This is a genomic window from Paenibacillus cremeus, assembly GCF_007786445.1.
GTDB classification, from domain to species: domain Bacteria; phylum Bacillota; class Bacilli; order Paenibacillales; family NBRC-103111; genus Paenibacillus_G; species Paenibacillus_G cremeus.
Window position 1 is genome coordinate 97,467 of the sequence record NZ_VNJI01000002.1, and the last position, 15,362, is coordinate 112,828.

A 15,362-nucleotide genomic window follows, 5' to 3' on the forward strand; every position below is an offset into this window, starting at 1 on the left:
CGGATCATGCACTATAGTAATTTTTATATAGGACTTTTGTAGTGGGAGAGTGGTTATGTGCGGTTGCTGCCGACTAGAACATGCACTCCGGGCATGCGACTTGGACGATGTATTTTCAGTGAGGAAGGAATCATTCTTCTAAACGAGAATGTGGAACTGACTCAAGGACTGATCCAGCGGCTGCAGCAGTATGGTGTGGATTTTGTTTACATCAAAGATGCTGTTACCGATGATATTCAAATAGAGGATCCGCTCTCCGGGGAAACCCGAATGAAGGCTATAACCGAAATTCGTACGCATTACAGGGCGTTCATGGAAACGACCGGTCAGCGAAAGCTTTCGAAGAGCCATGTGCTCGGGAAAGCGTTTGGCAATGTGATGAAGATGATTCTGGATGATTTGAATGAAAAGCCAGGAACAATGATCATGCTGATGAACATGAATGTTCTGAACACTTACTTATACCAGCATTCCTTAAACGTTTGTGTATATACGACGATGCTTGGCATGGTCAACGGCTATTCACGGGATGACTTGATGACGCTGGGACTTGGAGCTTTGCTGCATGATATCGGCAAAACGAAGATTAATCAAGCGCTGATTCAAAAACCTGGACGGCTTACCTCGGAAGAATTTGACGAAATAAAAAAGCATACCGAAATCGGATTTCGAATGCTCAAGGATGAGCCAAACATGCCGCTGCTGTCCGCTCATTGTGCATTCCAGCATCATGAACGGGAAAATGGCAGCGGCTATCCGCGCGGAATTAAGGGCAAGGAAATCCATGATTATGCCAAATGGATTGCCGTGGCGGACAGCTACGACGCCATGACAACGCACCGGGCGCACCGCCTTGCGATGCTGCCTCACCAAGCGATGGAAAACTTGTTTGCAGGCGTCGGCACGCTGTATGAGCAGAAAAAAGTAGCTCTGTTCCGCGATAATGTTGCCATCTATCCGCTCGGCTTGACGGTAACCTTGAGCTCGGGCGAACGCGGTGTAGTCGTCCGCATCAATCCAGCCGTGCCGCAGCGGCCGGTCGTACGGGTCCTGGAAGGCCCCGACGGGGAAATTTTCAAGGCGCCTTATGAGGTGGATTTATCGAGTAAGCTAACTGTGTTCGTAAGCAAAGTGGACGAGCATTAAGTTAGTTGCAACAGAGGAGGCATCTTATGTGCGGACGGTATACGATTACCGCAGAATGGGAAGAGCTGATGCTGCGGTTTCTATTGGACATCAGACCAGGTAAATATCAGCCCAGATACAATGCGGCCCCCGGCCAATGGATTCCGGCGATTATTGGCGCGGATCACGCGGAGGCAGGCCGTCGGATGGGGGAGCTCCGGTGGGGACTGGTGCCTTCATGGTCGAAGGACGATAAATCCGCTTTTCGAATGATCAATGCCCGCTCGGAAACGGTCGCGGAGAAGCCGGCGTTTCGCTCGTTATTAGCACGGAAGCGGTGTATCGTGCCTGCCGACGGCTTTTATGAATGGAAAGTGTCCGGCAAGACGAAGCAGCCGATGCGCTTCCGAATGAAGGACCGGAGCTTGTTCGGCATGGCGGCGCTGTATGACACCTGGCAGACTCCGGACGGTTCGAAGCTTCATACGTGTACGATTCTAACTACGTCCGCTAACACGCTGGTAAGCCCCATTCATGAGCGAATGCCGGTTATACTGAACGGGGAAGCGGAACGGCTTTGGCTGAACCGCAGGATCCAAGAGGAGAAAGAGTTTTTGCCGCTCCTGTCACCCTATCCGGCGGAAGCGATGGAATTTTACGCCGTCGACCCTAAGGTTGGGCGTGTGCAGTATGATGAGGCGGACTGTATTGAACCGATTATCAGTTGAAGATATGAACGATGGCGGGGCACCTAGGGCCTCGTTTTTTTGTGTTCCCGTGCTTGGACGACATAACCGGAACCCCCCAGCATATACATGTACAAGATGAGTATTGCTTGTCTTGGAACGGGAGGAGAACCATGAAAAAACTTTTACTCGCCATGCTGCTTTTATGGACAGGGGGAATGGGATGGCCTTCGCCTGCCGTCCTGGATGCGGCGCCTGCGGTGTCATCCAATGCCGAGGCGGCAGCTTTGATCGACGTTACCTCCGGTCGGGTGATCTATAGCGTCAAAGGGGACAAACCGATGCGAATTGCCAGTCTGACCAAGGTGATGACGGCCATCGTTGCGATTGAGCACGGGAAGCTGACGGATATGGCCAAGGTCAGTAAGAACGCTTTTGGCAAGGAAGGCTCTTCGATTTACCTGAAGCTGAATGAGGAAATGAACTTGAAAGACCTGCTCTTCGGCATGATGCTGCGCTCCGGCAACGATGCGGCGACAACGATCGCGGAGCACGTCGGAGGCAGTGTGGAAGGGTTCGCCTACCTGATGAATGAGGAAGCCAAGATGATCGGGATGACCAATTCCAGCTTTAAAAATCCGTCGGGCCTCGATCAAGAAGGTCACTACTCTACTGCCAACGATATGGCCAAGCTCACTGCATACGCTTTGAAAAATCCCGTCTTCCAGGAAATCGTCAGCACGAAAGTGAAGAAGGTGCCGAACCCGAACGAATCGTGGGACTACACATGGATCAACAAAAATAAAATGCTCTCCCTCTATAGCGGCTCGGATGGCGTGAAAACAGGCTATACCAAGCTGGCCAAGCGCTGTTTGATTTCATCTGCAACGCGTAACGGTCAGCAGTTTGCTGTCGTTACATTGAATGACTCCAACGATTGGGCGGACCATGCCAAGCTGTTGGATTACGGCTTCCAGCATTATCCGCTGCTCCCTTTGGCGCAAAAAGGTGAGCCGATCGACCAGACCGGCCTCGTGGCTGGCGCATCGTTCAGCTATGCGGCAGAGCAAGCGGAACAAAACCGCTTCACGCGCAAGCTGGTGCTGAATGATCCGGCATCGACCAACTACCGGCTTGGCGATGCGGGACAGCTGCAATTTTTGCTGGACGGCAAGCAGGTTGGAGCGGTTCCGCTCGTGGTGAAGGATAGTCCGCGGCTGAGCTGGAAACAGCAATCGGCATTTTCCTTTACCGAATCCAGCGAAAGCTTCAGCGAGTATAAGGGCTACTACGTCCAAAAATGGCTGTATGTCCTCAACGCATTCACTCGAGTCATGTTCACTGGGAAAAGCGATTAATCCCGCTTGCAGCAAAAGAAAGGAGGCAGACGTCTACTATGGTCAATTTCATCTGGCTGTTCTTTATGGTTGCCGGTTTTATCGTGGCCGCATTTCAAGGAAAAATCGAGCTCGTGACGGAAGCTGTCTTCGATGGCGCCAAAAGTGGCGTTACCGTTTGCTTCGGCTTGATCAGCATTATGGTGTTTTGGCTCGGCATGATGCGGATTGCGGAAGATGCAGGGCTGCTGCAGAAGCTGGCAAGACTGCTCAGCCCGATCGTGCGCTTTTTATTCCCGGGGGTGCCCAAGGATCATCCGGCGCTTGGTTACATCATGTCCAACATGAGTGCCAATATTTTTGGTCTGGGCAATGCGGCGACGCCCATGGGCATTAAGGCGATGCAGGAGCTGCAGCGGCTGAACCCGAACAAAGAAGCAGCCAGCCCCGCGATGTGTACCTTGTTGGCCTTGAATACAGCCAGCATCACGTTGATACCGACGACGCTGATCGCGATTCGGATGAGCTACAATTCTGCGAACCCTGCGGAGATCGTGGGAACGACACTGATCGCTACCTTCGTCTCGACCTTGGCCGCCGTTGTCGTGGACAAGTGGTATCGCAAATACAGCACGCCGATCGGTCCAGGGAAAGGGTGACGGCTTGTGTACGATTGGATTAATCTGATCTCCGCCTGGGCGATCCCGGTGATTATTGTTTTTATACCGCTCTATGCCGCGTACCGTAAGATCTCCGTTTACGAATCGTTCGTCGACGGGGCAAAAGACGGCTTTGATACGGCGATCCGCATTATTCCGCATCTGGTGGGCATGATGGTGGCAATCAGCGTGTTCCGCGCTTCCGGAGCGATGGAACTGTTTATCGGCTGGCTGAAGCCGCTTTGCGAGATGGTGGGCGTACCCAGCGAGGTGATCCCCCTTGCTTTACTGCGTCCGATTACCGGGGCAGGATCGCTTGCGTTTACGGCGGATTTGATTTCGCAATTCGGACCGGATTCGATGGTCGGACGGATCGCTTCCACCATCCAAGGCAGCACGGACACGACGCTGTATGTAATTACGGTGTATTTTGGCGCGATTGGCATACGAAAGGCCGGCTACGCCTTGAAGGTTGGTCTAATTTCTGATGCGGTCGGCTTTATTGCTTCCATTGTCATTTGTTTCCTGGTATTTGGCAGCTAACAACCACCAGTCCCTCGCTTTGCACCCCTATTGGTTCCGCACATATACTGTAGCAGGTAGCCCTTGATTGAAGAGGTGAACTGCATGCCGTATTACGGAATCGTCATTCATCACTCCGTTTGTCCTTCGATTAATGGAAAAGGGTATGATTTCTTTATCGCCAAAAACGGGGCAATCATCCCTTCTTCCGAACAAACCGATCCGCTGTACATCCATGTTTGTCTGGAAGGGGACTATACGCATGCGAGAACCGCGTTTACTCCCGAGCAGAAAGAACAGCTGTTCATTTTGAATAAATTGATTCTCCGCTTGTCGGAAATGCATGAGTTTCAGCCGGAAGATATATTTCCGCATTCCATTTCGTGCCCCGGAAAGTTGTTTCCATGGGCTCAACTTGTGATTTCACCCGAGGATAGGTATCATTAGCATGAGGTGATTTCCAAAGATGGAAAGATTGCAGAAAGTATTGGCTGAAGCAGGCGTAGCTTCCCGCCGCAAATGTGAAGAATTGATTACGGCCGGACGGGTGCAGGTCAATGATGAAGTAGTAACAACCCTGGGTGTGAAGGTGAATCCGGCCCAGGATTTTATTAAGGTGGACGGGCGTCCGATTCGTCGGCAGCAGAAGGTGTATGTCATCTTCAATAAGCCAAAGGGTGTCATCACTAGCGCTCAGGACCCGGAAGGCCGCAAGACGGTCACGGAATTTTTCAAAAATATTAAAGAACGGATCTATCCGGTCGGTCGGCTCGACTATGACACGGAGGGTCTTCTTTTGCTTACCAATGACGGAGAGTTTGCACATTTGCTGACGCATCCGAAGCACCATGTGCCCCGGACGTACTTGGCGACAGTGAAGGGAACGCCCCATGGCAGCTTGCTGGACAAGCTGAGAAGCGGAATCAAGCTCGAGGACGGCATGACAGCTCCTGCCGAAGTAGAGTATCAGGATATCGATTTGGATAAAAAAGAAACCATCGTGAAAATCACGATTTACGAGGGGCGCAACCGCCAGGTCAGGCGGATGTTCGACGCCATTCATCATCCTGTCATCAAGCTGAAGCGGGTTCAATTCGGACCGATTCAGCTTTCCGGCGTGCCTCGGGGCAAGCACCGCCACTTGACGCCGCAGGAGGTCGAAGAGCTTCGCGAGGAAGCGCTTAAAGCGGGACAAGATCAGGCTCCAGGCGGAGACACATAAAATTCAAAAAGGCGAATCATCGTCTGTGACATATTCCGCTATAATGAGATAGAGATTGGGCAGCAGCTTAGCCCTTTTCATATCGTTTGAAGGTGTGGGATGATGGGGAAAAATAAAAAGTGGATTCAAATCGCCATTTTTGCCGTGATTGTCGTAATCGGCGCCCTGACGCTCATCAGCAACGTGTTTCTGAGCGACAAGAAGCCTGTAGTCGGTTCCAAAGCGCCCGATTTCACCTTGCTGGGGCTGGACGGCAAGACGCACAAGCTGTCGGATTACAAGGGCAAAGTGGTTGTCGTGAACTACTGGGGAACGTTCTGCGAGCCATGCCGCGACGAGATGCCGGCACTGGAGCGGCAGCATGCCAAATGGGCGGGGAAAAACGTGGAAATTCTAGGCCTGAATCTAGACGAGCCCCGTGTCGCCGTGGAGAACTTTATCAATCAATATAAAGTCACTTTCCCGATCTTGTTTGATAAGAATGAAGAGAACCGCAAGAAATACGGTGTTTCGCAATACCCAACGACCTTCTTCATTGGTCCCGACGGCAAAATCGCCGTCATCCGAATCGGCCAGATGGACGAACCGTTCATCGAGCAAACCCTTACTACCCTACTAAAAACGACGGCAGAAATAAAAAGCTGACAGCGGGATAGGGAGTTACCGGAAAGTTTACGGGCCGCCTTTGAAATCGAGTTTATACCACCTAATCCAATAATAAAAAACTCGATTTCAAGAGCGGCTGGAGGTAATCTCCCTACCCGCACTTAACCGCTTTTTATTTATGCCTAGGAGGCACCATGATTCAAAACACCAAATGCGAATGCGGCCACCAGAATCATGTCGGCACCGTCCTTTGCGAATCCTGCGGCAAGCCTCTACTCGAGGATGACACGGCTAATGAGCCGCTGGAGATGCGTTATGACGGCGTGGCGAGACGTTCGCAGCGCGAAAATCCGGGACTGCTGGACCGGGTGTGGAACTTTTTTTCCTCAGTAAAAAATGCGGTGTACATGATTATTGTTACTCTGATCGCATCCGCACTGGGGACTATTTATCCGCAAGAAAGCACCTTTTTAAACTTCGATCCTTCCACGTATTACAAGGATACGTATGGCACGACAGGACAGATTTATTATCTTCTGGGCTTATCGCATACCTTCGAGTCCTGGTGGTTTATAACCTTGCTGTTCATGATCGGCACATCGCTGGTGGTCTGCAGCTTGGACCGTGTGCTGCCGCTCTATCGGGCACTGAGCAAGCAGCAAATCCGCAAACACCTTACCTTCCTTACGAGACAAAAGGTAACGTATTCCGGTCCAATGCCCGTTGCAGCTGATACTACCGAGGCTTGGACAACGAAAGCAGCCGAAGCGCTGAAGAAGCAGCATTATCGAGTTCATACGGAGCAAGACGGCACGGCGCTGCTGGCGGAGAAATATCGGTTTAGCCGCTGGGGGCCTTATATTAATCATATCGGACTGATTATTTTTCTATCAGCCGTCTTAATGCGCAGCATACCCGGTTGGCATATGGATCAGCACGTAGCCTTTCCGGAAGGGAAGATCGTGAAGATTCCCGAAACCTCGTATTATTTGAAAAACGAAAAGTTTACGATTGATTTTTACTCTGAGGATGAAATGTCAGCAGACTTCCGCGCGAAAGGGCAGGATGTACCGAAAACCTACGAAACGAAAGCCGTTCTCTATGAGTGTACTGCGAACTGCGATGACCCCTCCAAAGAGCCTGTGCTCCAAGAGGTTCACCGCCAGGACATTATCGTGAATAAACCGCTTGAATATAAAGGGTTTATGGCGTATCAATTTGACTTCAAATCCGATCCGATGCTGATTGCTGTCAAGCCGTCGCTGAAAAACAAGCAGACCGGAGAAGTATACGGCCAGCTTGACATTAGCATGGACAAGCCGGCGGAATCCTATAAAGCAGGACCTTATGAGCTTAGGCTGAAGGCGTATTTTCCAGAATTCAGCTTGGACAGTAAAGGACTGCCGATTACATTGTCCAATCAGCCGAAGGTTCCAGCCTTTGTTTTTCTCGTGACCGGCCCAGGGCTTCAGACGCAAGGAGAAACGTTTATTTATTTCCCGCGTCAGGTGGACAAAGTGAATTTCCGCCAGGATGACCTGAACGGAGCGCTGGCAGCCAAGCTGGATTTGTCCGTGAACTCGATGGACGACGTGTCCATTTCGGAATACGTCAGCTATTTGAACCTTAGAGTGGACCGCGCGATGCCGTTCATTTGGGTGGGCGCCGCCATTTCGATGATCGGCCTGGTGATGGGCTTCTATTGGCAGCACCGCCGCATTTGGTTGCGCATTGATGACAGGCAGCTGACGCTTGGGGCACACACGAACAAGAACTGGTTCGGCGTCCGCAAAGAAGTGGTAGGCATGCTGCAAAAAACGGGGATTGAGGTTGATCCCAAGACGTTAGAAAGAAGGGGAACAGAGACGTGAGCAGTTCGTTTTTGCTGGGTGCATTTATCGTCTACGCCGTAGCTTTGTTGGTGTTTGTGGTAGCCATTACCGGAAAAAGTTCCGTTATGGTTACCGATCCAGTGGCCTACGGGAAACGCTGGGGGAATATCGGTCTTGTGCTGACCATCATCGGTTTTATATCCCAATTGACCTATTTCTTCAAGAGATGGGCGGAAGCTGGGCATATCCCGACAAGTAATATGTTTGAGTTTATGACCTTCTTGGGAATGATGATCGTTCTGGCATTCATTATTGTATTTTTGCTTTACCGCACGGCGGTGCTGGGGGTATTCGCACTTCCTGTGGCCATAATCGTGATCGCTTACGCGTCCGTCTTTCCGCGGGAAGTTCAGCCGCTGATCCCGGCGCTGCAAAGCTATTGGCTAAAAATTCACGTGACTACGGCCGCTTTTGGCGAAGCCTTCTTCGCCGTCGGTTTTGCCGCAGGGCTTATGTACTTGATTCAGAGCGTGAATTTTAAAGGCACGTCCAAAGGGGACCGGAAAGAACAGCGTGGTGTTGAATTTACGATTTTTACGCTAGTTATGATTCTGGCGTTCGTCATTGCGATCTTCAGCTTCAACGCAGCCGGCTATCACGCCCGTTTCGCCAATGATGTAATGGTGACTGGCAAGGATAACGTAGAGCAGGTCGTGAAGCAAAATGTCGATTACGTGCTTCCGCCGATTGTAAAGCCATATCAAGGCGAGCAGGTCGAAATGAAGCCGTTCCTTGGGATGACCGAGCCACCGTTCGAAGCTCCATCGTGGATGAAGGGCGCGAATGCCGGACGGAAGTTCAACACGGTCATATGGTCGGTGTTCTGCGGCGCGGTGCTGTATGGCCTGCTTCGACTGATTGCCCGCAAGCCGCTTGGTGCTACCCTGCAGCCTTTGCTTTCCGGTATGGATCCCGACGACGTGGATGAGATCGGTTATCGGGCGATCGCCATTGGTTACCCGATTTTTACGCTCGGCGCGCTCGTGTTTGCGATGATCTGGGCCGCGGAAGCATGGGGCCGATTCTGGGGATGGGACCCGAAGGAAGTTTGGGCGCTGATTGTTTGGCTGTTTTACGCCGCCTACTTGCACCTCAGATTGTCTAGAGGCTGGCAGGGAAAAAAATCCGCTTGGCTGTCCGTTATCGGCTTTCTAGTCGTTATGTTTACGCTGATTGGCGTCAACTTGGTCATTGCCGGGCTGCATTCTTACTCCGGCGCGTAATTCACTCATAGCATATGAAACTAGCTTTCAAGGGAGGGCTCAAGGATGACAGAGATGAAAACAACGATTTTGGTCGTCGATGACGAGGAACGAATTCGCCGTTTGCTTCGCATGTACCTGGAGAAAGAGAATTACACCATCGACGAAGCCGAAGACGGTGAGACCGCTTTGCGCAAGGCGATGGAAACGGACTACGACCTGATTTTGCTGGATGTCATGCTGCCGGGGATCGACGGGAATGAAGTATGTGCCCGGCTGCGCCAGGTCAAATCCACACCGATCATTATGCTGACCGCCAAAGGGGAAGAGACGAACCGCGTTCAAGGCTTCGAATCGGGTGCCGACGATTATGTCGTCAAGCCGTTTAGTCCCCGTGAAGTGATTTATCGAGTGAAAGCGATTCTTCGCCGGTCTTCCGTTACGGCCTACTTGTCCAAAGAGGTCAATTCAAGCAACAATATTGTGTTTCCGAATCTGATTATTGAGCATGATGCGCACCGCGTAACGGCCGGCGGCCAAGAGGTGGCGCTGACGCCAAAGGAATATGAGCTTCTGCATTATTTAGCCGTCTCGCCGGACAAAGTATTTTCTCGCGAAGAGCTGCTGAAGGATGTATGGAACTATGAGTTTTTCGGGGATCTGCGCACAGTGGATACCCATGTGAAACGGCTGAGAGAAAAGCTGAATAAAGTGTCACCGGACGCCGCAGGCATGATCACGACGGTATGGGGCGTGGGCTATAAGCTCGAGGTGCCGAAATAACGTGTTTATTTTAAAGAGCGTAGTAGGAAAACTGTGGATTACCATTATCGGGCTGGTTGTAGTCGTGCTTTTGACTCTCAGCCTCTTTTTATTCCGTTATATCGAAACGTCGTTTCCGAAATCCCAGGATCAAACCGAGAATCTGCATAAACTGGCGGTGAAGCTCGCGGCCGAGATTTCTCTGCACAAGGAAGAACGAAGATACCTTCAGGTCGTGAACGAGCTGCTAAGTGCGCAGGATGCGAACACCTTCTTGGTAACTCCCGACTTCAAGCAGATGGACCTGAGCCTCGAGCAGCCGAAGGATCGAAGCCTGCGCTACGACGACTTTTTTCTCAAGGCCGACCTGCAAAAGGTGTTTAGCGGGCAAGAGATCGACAATCGCCTGACTGGAGGACAAGTCCCCAGATCGATTACGAATAGCCAGTATACGGCCGTCGCGGTTCCGTTTATGAACGAGTCGCAGACCACGGTTGGCGGTGCGCTGATTCTGTACCAGCTGACGCAATCATCGGAGGAGACACAGTATTACGTCAAACGTCTGTTCGTTGTAGTAGGTGTGGCCGGCTTCTTAATGACGACGTTCTTTGCCTTCTTTCTGCTTACACGCATCACCCAACCCCTGCAGAAGCTGAAAAAAGCGGCGGACCTCATCTCCATGGGAGAGTACGGCACGCGAGTACCGATTACCTCCTCAGACGAGATCGGGGAGCTCGGGAAGACGTTCAATCACATGGGAGAGCAGCTGTCCGATACCGTCAAAGCGCTCAGTCATGAAAAGGAGCACTTGTCCAGTGTTCTACGAAGCATGACGGATGCGGTGATTACCTCCGATGCGGAGGGCAAAGTCATCTTGACCAACCCGCAAGGAGAGAAGCTGATTAACGAATGGAATCAGATCGAAGGGTCGGAGGAATGGCTTGATTCGGACAGTCCGATCACAGGCTCGAGGTCGGCTGATCTTATTCCTATTCCGATGCAGCCGCTCTTTGCAGCCGTGATCTCGGAAGCCAGAGGGATGACCTCCAAGGTGCATGTGCAAAGTGATGTGTGGTCCATCGTAATGGCGCCTCTGTACTCTCATGACATCGTGCGCGGAGTTGTCGCGGTCATGCGGAACGTGACGGAGGAGCATCGTCTCGACAAGTTCCGCAAGGACTTCGTAGCGAACGTGTCGCATGAGCTGCGTACACCTCTCTCCATGCTGCAAGGCTACAGTGAGGCGCTGATCGATGACATTGCCGGGACACCGGAGGAACGCAAAGAGCTGGCCCAAGTCATCCACGATGAATCGCTTCGGATGGGCCGCTTGGTAAAGGACCTGCTGGACTTGGCTAAAATGGAAACCGGTCGAATGGAGATGCATTTCAGGGAGCTCGATGTGCGAGCGTTCTTACGACGGGTACACCGGAAATTTGCGGCGCTGTCGAAGGACAGCGATGTGAACATGTCGCTTACGCTGCCCGAAGGCGATCCCATCGTCGGTCATGCCGACGAGGATCGATTGGAGCAAGTGCTAACCAACCTGCTGGATAATGCGCTGCGGCACACGCCCGCCGGAGCCCGGATTGAGATCAAAGCCTCCATTCAGCGGTGGAAAGAGAAGAGGGCCGTGCAAATCGAAATTTCAGATGAGGGCTTCGGGATTCCGCCGGAGGATGTGCCTTATATTTTCGAACGCTTCTACAAAGCCGACAAAGCCCGTACACGCGGCGCTTCCGGCGGAACGGGTTTAGGACTTTCCATCGTGAAAAACATTGTAGAACTGCACGGAGGCGTCGTAAACGTGAAGAGCCAAGTCGGACAAGGAACGACATTTTCCGTCATTCTTCCGTGCGAGTGAGATGAATGAAAAAGCCAAAGCCTCTGACATTACTGTCGGAGGCTTTGGCTTTTTGTTGAAATTTCATTAATTTTCTTGTTGGTCGTGAAACAATTTCGATTTTTCTAACAATTCAAACATTTATAGTGTAAGTTCGCGCACACGGATAAGCTCTGGAAGCTGCTCCAATTGCTCAATAACGTTGCCTGGAGTTCCTTTATCGACAGTAAGCACCATAATCGCCGCGCCGCCGATCACTTTCCGTCCAACCTGCATGGTAGCGATGTTCACGTCGTTGGTACCAAGCAGCGTACCGACTTTACCGATGATCCCCGGCTTATCATTATGCGAGATGAGCAGCAGGTTGCCCGATGGAGCAACGTCAACCGGATACTGGTCGATCTGCACGATGCGCTCGCCGTAGCCAGCAAGTAGCGTACCAGCCAATGTGCGCTGTTCGTTCTTGGTTTTGAGTGTTACGGTTACAAGGTTCGTAAAAGTTTCCGATGCGGCTGACGTTTGAACGACGACATTGACGCCACGGGTTTTTGCCAGGTGCATTGCATTGACGATGTTTACGCCCTCGAGCTGGTTGGACAGCACGCCCTTCACAACGTGACGGGTGAGCGGGGACGTATCCGTATCGATCAGATCGCCGCTGTAGCTGACGGTAATTTCGCTAACCGCGCCTTCGATCGTTTGACCAAGGAATTCGCCAAGCTTAATCCCCAGGTTGAAGTATGGCTGCAGCTTATTCAGAACGTTCGCCGGTACCGGAGGCATGTTTACTGCGTTTTTGAACGGCTCGTCACGAAGAATATGCAATACTTCTTCGGAAACGTCGATGGCGACATTTTCTTGCGCCTCTACCGTCGATGCACCGAGGTGAGGAGTAACGATAATTTTCGGGTGGTTCAGGAACGGATGATCAGCTGCAGGCGGCTCCGATTCGAATACGTCGAAGGCGGCACCGGCTACAATCCCGGAATTGACCGCTTCCACCAGCGCCATCTCATCGATGATCCCGCCGCGGGCGCAGTTGATAATGCGTGCGCCTTTCTTCATCAGCTCGAATTGCGGACGGCTGATCATGTGGCGTGTTTCATTCGTGAGTGGTGTGTGAACGGTAATGAAGTCGGCTTTCGCACAAATTTCGTTAACGGTGCCAAGCTTCACGCCAATTTTCTCCGCGCGCTCTTCCGTCAAGAATGGGTCATAGCCGAGAACGGTCATACCGAACGCTTTGGCGCGCTTAGCTACTTCGCTGCCGATGCGGCCCATGCCGAGTACGCCGAGTACTTTATTGCGAAGCTCTACGCCGACGAACGTTTTGCGGTCCCACTCGCCGCCTACCGTCTTCTTATAAGCTTGTGGAATCATCCGGGCTGTCGACATCATCATGGCAAACGTCAATTCGCAAGTAGCGATCGTGTTTCCGTCTGGAGCGTTAATAACAACAATCCCGCGCTTGGTAGCAGCTTCCAGATCGATGTTGTCTACGCCAACACCGGCACGGCCTACAACCTTCAAACGGTCGCTGGCACCCATAATGCGATCCGTTACCTTCGTCGCGCTGCGAACCAAGAGAGCATCGTAATCTCCGATGATGGCTACAAGCTCATCTTCGGACAAGCCATTCTTTTTCTCTACCTCTACATCTGGCGCATCGTAAAGCAGTTGAATCCCCATATCACTGATTCCATCCATGACTAACACTTTGAACATTTCCAATTCCCCTCCCGAATTTGTACATCTTATTTGTGTGAACGCAAAAAAACTCTCCATCCCGACACGTCTAGCGTATACAAGGGACGAAGAGTTCTGGCTCTCGTGGTACCACCCTAATTCGCTGAACACTCGCGTATCCAGCCTCATTCGGTCTGCATGCAGACCTGGAAGGGTAACGGCTTCCTGCCGTCCGCGGCTAATTTAAGAATTCACCGCAGCAACTCGGGAGTGCTCCGCAAATCGAAGGCGTCCGGTTCACACCAACCACCGGCTCTCTGTACGTTTCGTCTTTGCTTGGCTCCGTCAAAGCATTGTTTCTAAAGTTAAATTTTCACTAGCTTACCATGAGTTTTTCGGGCCTGTCAATAGGTGTCGAATGGATTTTGAATTACGAAATTTTTGTGAATCTATAGCACGTCATGCTAAGATAAAAATGGACTAGAGGAGGGACTTTAAGATGTCAATCGATCAAATTGAACCGGATGATTTCTTGCGCCAAATGGAGGAAGGAATCCTGCATGAAGCGCTTCTTATCGATGTCAGGGAGCCCTACGAGTGGGAGTATTATCACCTGGAGGGCATCCAGCTCATGCCGATGAATTCGATTCCTGCCAAGCTGGAGGAGCTTCCTAAGGAGAAGCCTATTTACGTAGTTTGCGCTCATGGTGTACGCAGCATGCATGTGAGCTACTATTTAATGCAGCAGGGCTTTGAGCACGTGGTGAACGTGGAAGGCGGCATGGCGGCACTGGCTCAATTGCGCGGATTCCAATACGACTGACCAGAAAGGAAAAATGACCGACAGGAGCGAAAACCCTTCGGTCATTTTGTTTATCAATCAATTCGTGAAAAAGGGGAGCTGCGGCATGGTTTCATTCATGTACTGCTTGCTCTTGTTGCGCAAGAAGTCACCAGGACGAACCGCATCCGTACCCATGAGCATGTCAATAACCTGTTTAACGTCACTAAGACTCATCTTTTTAACTTGACCTGAAGCAATCATCTCGTCTATCCGGCTAGTCATGTCTTGCGGTGTGAACGGTTTAAACGATTTGGCGGCAAGCAGCTGCTGTGCGATATAATCGTTTTTCATATTAAAGTTCAGCGCGCTCCAATCGTTCAGCGAAAGGGGCTTGCTTACATCAATCGGTTTAAACCCGCTATTGACGGTTTCGTTCCATTTGATTATCGCATCGTAGTATTCCTTCTCGGCTTTCAGTGCGAAGTTCTTCGCTTCCCCCAAGTAAGCATCGTTTCCCAGCTGGGCTACAAGCTCCGATCCGGACACGGCGTTCGCCTTAGGCGCATAGTCCTTCATGGCCTCGCTGAACAGCTTCAGGCTTTTCATATAATCCTTCAGCGCGTCCTGCAGCAGCGGGGAGGAATCCGGCATGGTCTTACTGCCTAGACGATCATAATTTTCTTGAGCAAGCTTGCCGAGATCCTTTATAATAAGCGAAGCGTCAGCAGAGTGATTTGTCTGAAGCTCGTCCATTTTGTCGAACCACTTTTTGTGAAATTCCCTGTACTGTACATAAATGGTATGATAGAAAGAGACCAAATACTGTTGATGGTATGCGGTAAAGCTATTAGCAGCTTCATTCTGCTTGGCAATCTGATCTTCGTATTTAAGTGCGGATCGATCCTGGCCCATTCTGAGACCAAAGAAGAAGGCCCCTAGTGCTACTACAAGCATAAAAATAAAAGTAGCGGCAAATAAGTAGTCCGTTCGGTTCAGTCGTTTTTCCATGTCTCATACACCCCTGCTCCTATCTCTA

General features: G+C 51.3%; 15 protein-coding genes and 1 other annotated feature. Of the genes, 13 read left to right on the forward strand and 2 right to left on the reverse strand.

Features of this window, described 5'->3' with window-relative positions; genetic code table 11:
- Window positions 1–57 precede the first annotated feature (57 nt).
- From FPZ49_RS02355 to FPZ49_RS02410, 12 genes are all read left to right on the forward strand, one after another.
- Window positions 58–1,146 (forward strand): HD-GYP domain-containing protein, encoded by a 1,089-nt coding sequence (locus tag FPZ49_RS02355; protein ID WP_144842792.1) that lies wholly within the window; start codon window positions 58–60, stop codon window positions 1,144–1,146.
- Between the two features lie 26 nt (window positions 1,147–1,172).
- A complete protein-coding gene (locus tag FPZ49_RS02360; RefSeq protein ID WP_144842794.1) occupies window positions 1,173–1,853 on the forward strand; it encodes an SOS response-associated peptidase in 681 nt (226 codons plus the stop codon).
- Window positions 1,854–1,984: 131 nt separating this feature from the next.
- Window positions 1,985–3,169 (forward strand): D-alanyl-D-alanine carboxypeptidase family protein, encoded by a 1,185-nt coding sequence (locus FPZ49_RS02365; protein ID WP_144842796.1) that lies wholly within the window; start codon window positions 1,985–1,987, stop codon window positions 3,167–3,169.
- Between the two features lie 38 nt (window positions 3,170–3,207).
- Complete coding sequence (locus FPZ49_RS02370) at window positions 3,208–3,807, forward strand: nucleoside recognition domain-containing protein (protein ID WP_144842798.1); 600 nt, start codon at window positions 3,208–3,210, stop codon at window positions 3,805–3,807.
- Between the two features lie 6 nt (window positions 3,808–3,813).
- Window positions 3,814–4,350 (forward strand): spore maturation protein, encoded by a 537-nt coding sequence (locus tag FPZ49_RS02375; protein WP_144842800.1) that lies wholly within the window; start codon window positions 3,814–3,816, stop codon window positions 4,348–4,350.
- Between the two features lie 84 nt (window positions 4,351–4,434).
- Window positions 4,435–4,776, forward strand: coding sequence for an N-acetylmuramoyl-L-alanine amidase (locus FPZ49_RS02380; RefSeq protein ID WP_144842802.1), 342 nt, complete (start codon window positions 4,435–4,437; stop codon window positions 4,774–4,776).
- 19 nt (window positions 4,777–4,795) lie between these two features.
- A complete protein-coding gene (locus tag FPZ49_RS02385; RefSeq protein ID WP_144842804.1) occupies window positions 4,796–5,551 on the forward strand; it encodes a pseudouridine synthase in 756 nt (251 codons plus the stop codon).
- Window positions 5,552–5,650: 99 nt separating this feature from the next.
- Window positions 5,651–6,196, forward strand: coding sequence for a thiol-disulfide oxidoreductase ResA (gene resA / locus FPZ49_RS02390; protein ID WP_261381214.1), 546 nt, complete (start codon window positions 5,651–5,653; stop codon window positions 6,194–6,196).
- Window positions 6,197–6,351: 155 nt separating this feature from the next.
- Window positions 6,352–8,028, forward strand: a complete 1,677-nt coding sequence (gene resB, locus FPZ49_RS02395) for a cytochrome c biogenesis protein ResB (protein ID WP_144842805.1) — start codon at window positions 6,352–6,354, stop codon at window positions 8,026–8,028.
- Window positions 8,025–9,272, forward strand: coding sequence for a cytochrome c biogenesis protein CcsA (gene ccsA / locus FPZ49_RS02400; RefSeq protein ID WP_144842807.1), 1,248 nt, complete (start codon window positions 8,025–8,027; stop codon window positions 9,270–9,272). The genes resB and ccsA overlap by 4 nt, the downstream gene beginning before the upstream one ends.
- A gap of 45 nt (window positions 9,273–9,317) precedes the next feature.
- Window positions 9,318–10,034 (forward strand): response regulator transcription factor, encoded by a 717-nt coding sequence (locus FPZ49_RS02405; protein WP_144842808.1) that lies wholly within the window; start codon window positions 9,318–9,320, stop codon window positions 10,032–10,034.
- A 1-nt stretch (window position 10,035) separates the two neighbouring features.
- Entirely contained in the window at window positions 10,036–11,877 is a 1,842-nt protein-coding gene (locus FPZ49_RS02410) for an ATP-binding protein (protein ID WP_144842810.1), read from the forward strand.
- Between the two features lie 120 nt (window positions 11,878–11,997).
- Here FPZ49_RS02410 and serA read toward each other — a convergent pair whose 3' ends face one another.
- Window positions 11,998–13,581, reverse strand: coding sequence for a phosphoglycerate dehydrogenase (gene serA, locus FPZ49_RS02415; RefSeq protein WP_144842812.1), 1,584 nt, complete (start codon window positions 13,579–13,581; stop codon window positions 11,998–12,000).
- Between the two features lie 79 nt (window positions 13,582–13,660).
- Window positions 13,661–13,900, reverse strand: a binding site (T-box leader).
- A gap of 141 nt (window positions 13,901–14,041) precedes the next feature.
- Here serA and FPZ49_RS02420 point away from each other — a divergent pair.
- The gene (locus FPZ49_RS02420; protein ID WP_144842814.1) at window positions 14,042–14,365 is read left to right on the forward strand and encodes a rhodanese-like domain-containing protein; all 324 of its coding nucleotides are present in this window, start codon (window positions 14,042–14,044) and stop codon (window positions 14,363–14,365) included.
- A gap of 57 nt (window positions 14,366–14,422) precedes the next feature.
- On the opposite strand, the gene FPZ49_RS02425 is transcribed toward FPZ49_RS02420, so the two are convergent.
- Entirely contained in the window at window positions 14,423–15,334 is a 912-nt protein-coding gene (locus FPZ49_RS02425; RefSeq protein ID WP_144842816.1) for a hypothetical protein, read from the reverse strand.
- Between the last annotated feature and the right edge of the window lie 28 nt (window positions 15,335–15,362).

Coding starts and splice junctions, on each gene's coding strand:
- serA (WP_144842812.1), bottom strand. CDS start 13,581: ATGTTCAAAGTGTTAGTCATGGATGGAATCAGTGATATGGGGATTCAA.
- FPZ49_RS02380 (WP_144842802.1), top strand. CDS start 4,435: ATGCCGTATTACGGAATCGTCATTCATCACTCCGTTTGTCCTTCGATT.
- resB (WP_144842805.1), top strand. CDS start 6,352: ATGATTCAAAACACCAAATGCGAATGCGGCCACCAGAATCATGTCGGC.
- resA (WP_261381214.1), top strand. CDS start 5,651: ATGATGGGGAAAAATAAAAAGTGGATTCAAATCGCCATTTTTGCCGTG.
- FPZ49_RS02370 (WP_144842798.1), top strand. CDS start 3,208: ATGGTCAATTTCATCTGGCTGTTCTTTATGGTTGCCGGTTTTATCGTG.
- FPZ49_RS02425 (WP_144842816.1), bottom strand. CDS start 15,334: ATGGAAAAACGACTGAACCGAACGGACTACTTATTTGCCGCTACTTTT.
- FPZ49_RS02365 (WP_144842796.1), top strand. CDS start 1,985: ATGAAAAAACTTTTACTCGCCATGCTGCTTTTATGGACAGGGGGAATG.
- FPZ49_RS02360 (WP_144842794.1), top strand. CDS start 1,173: ATGTGCGGACGGTATACGATTACCGCAGAATGGGAAGAGCTGATGCTG.
- FPZ49_RS02385 (WP_144842804.1), top strand. CDS start 4,796: ATGGAAAGATTGCAGAAAGTATTGGCTGAAGCAGGCGTAGCTTCCCGC.
- FPZ49_RS02405 (WP_144842808.1), top strand. CDS start 9,318: ATGACAGAGATGAAAACAACGATTTTGGTCGTCGATGACGAGGAACGA.
- FPZ49_RS02420 (WP_144842814.1), top strand. CDS start 14,042: ATGTCAATCGATCAAATTGAACCGGATGATTTCTTGCGCCAAATGGAG.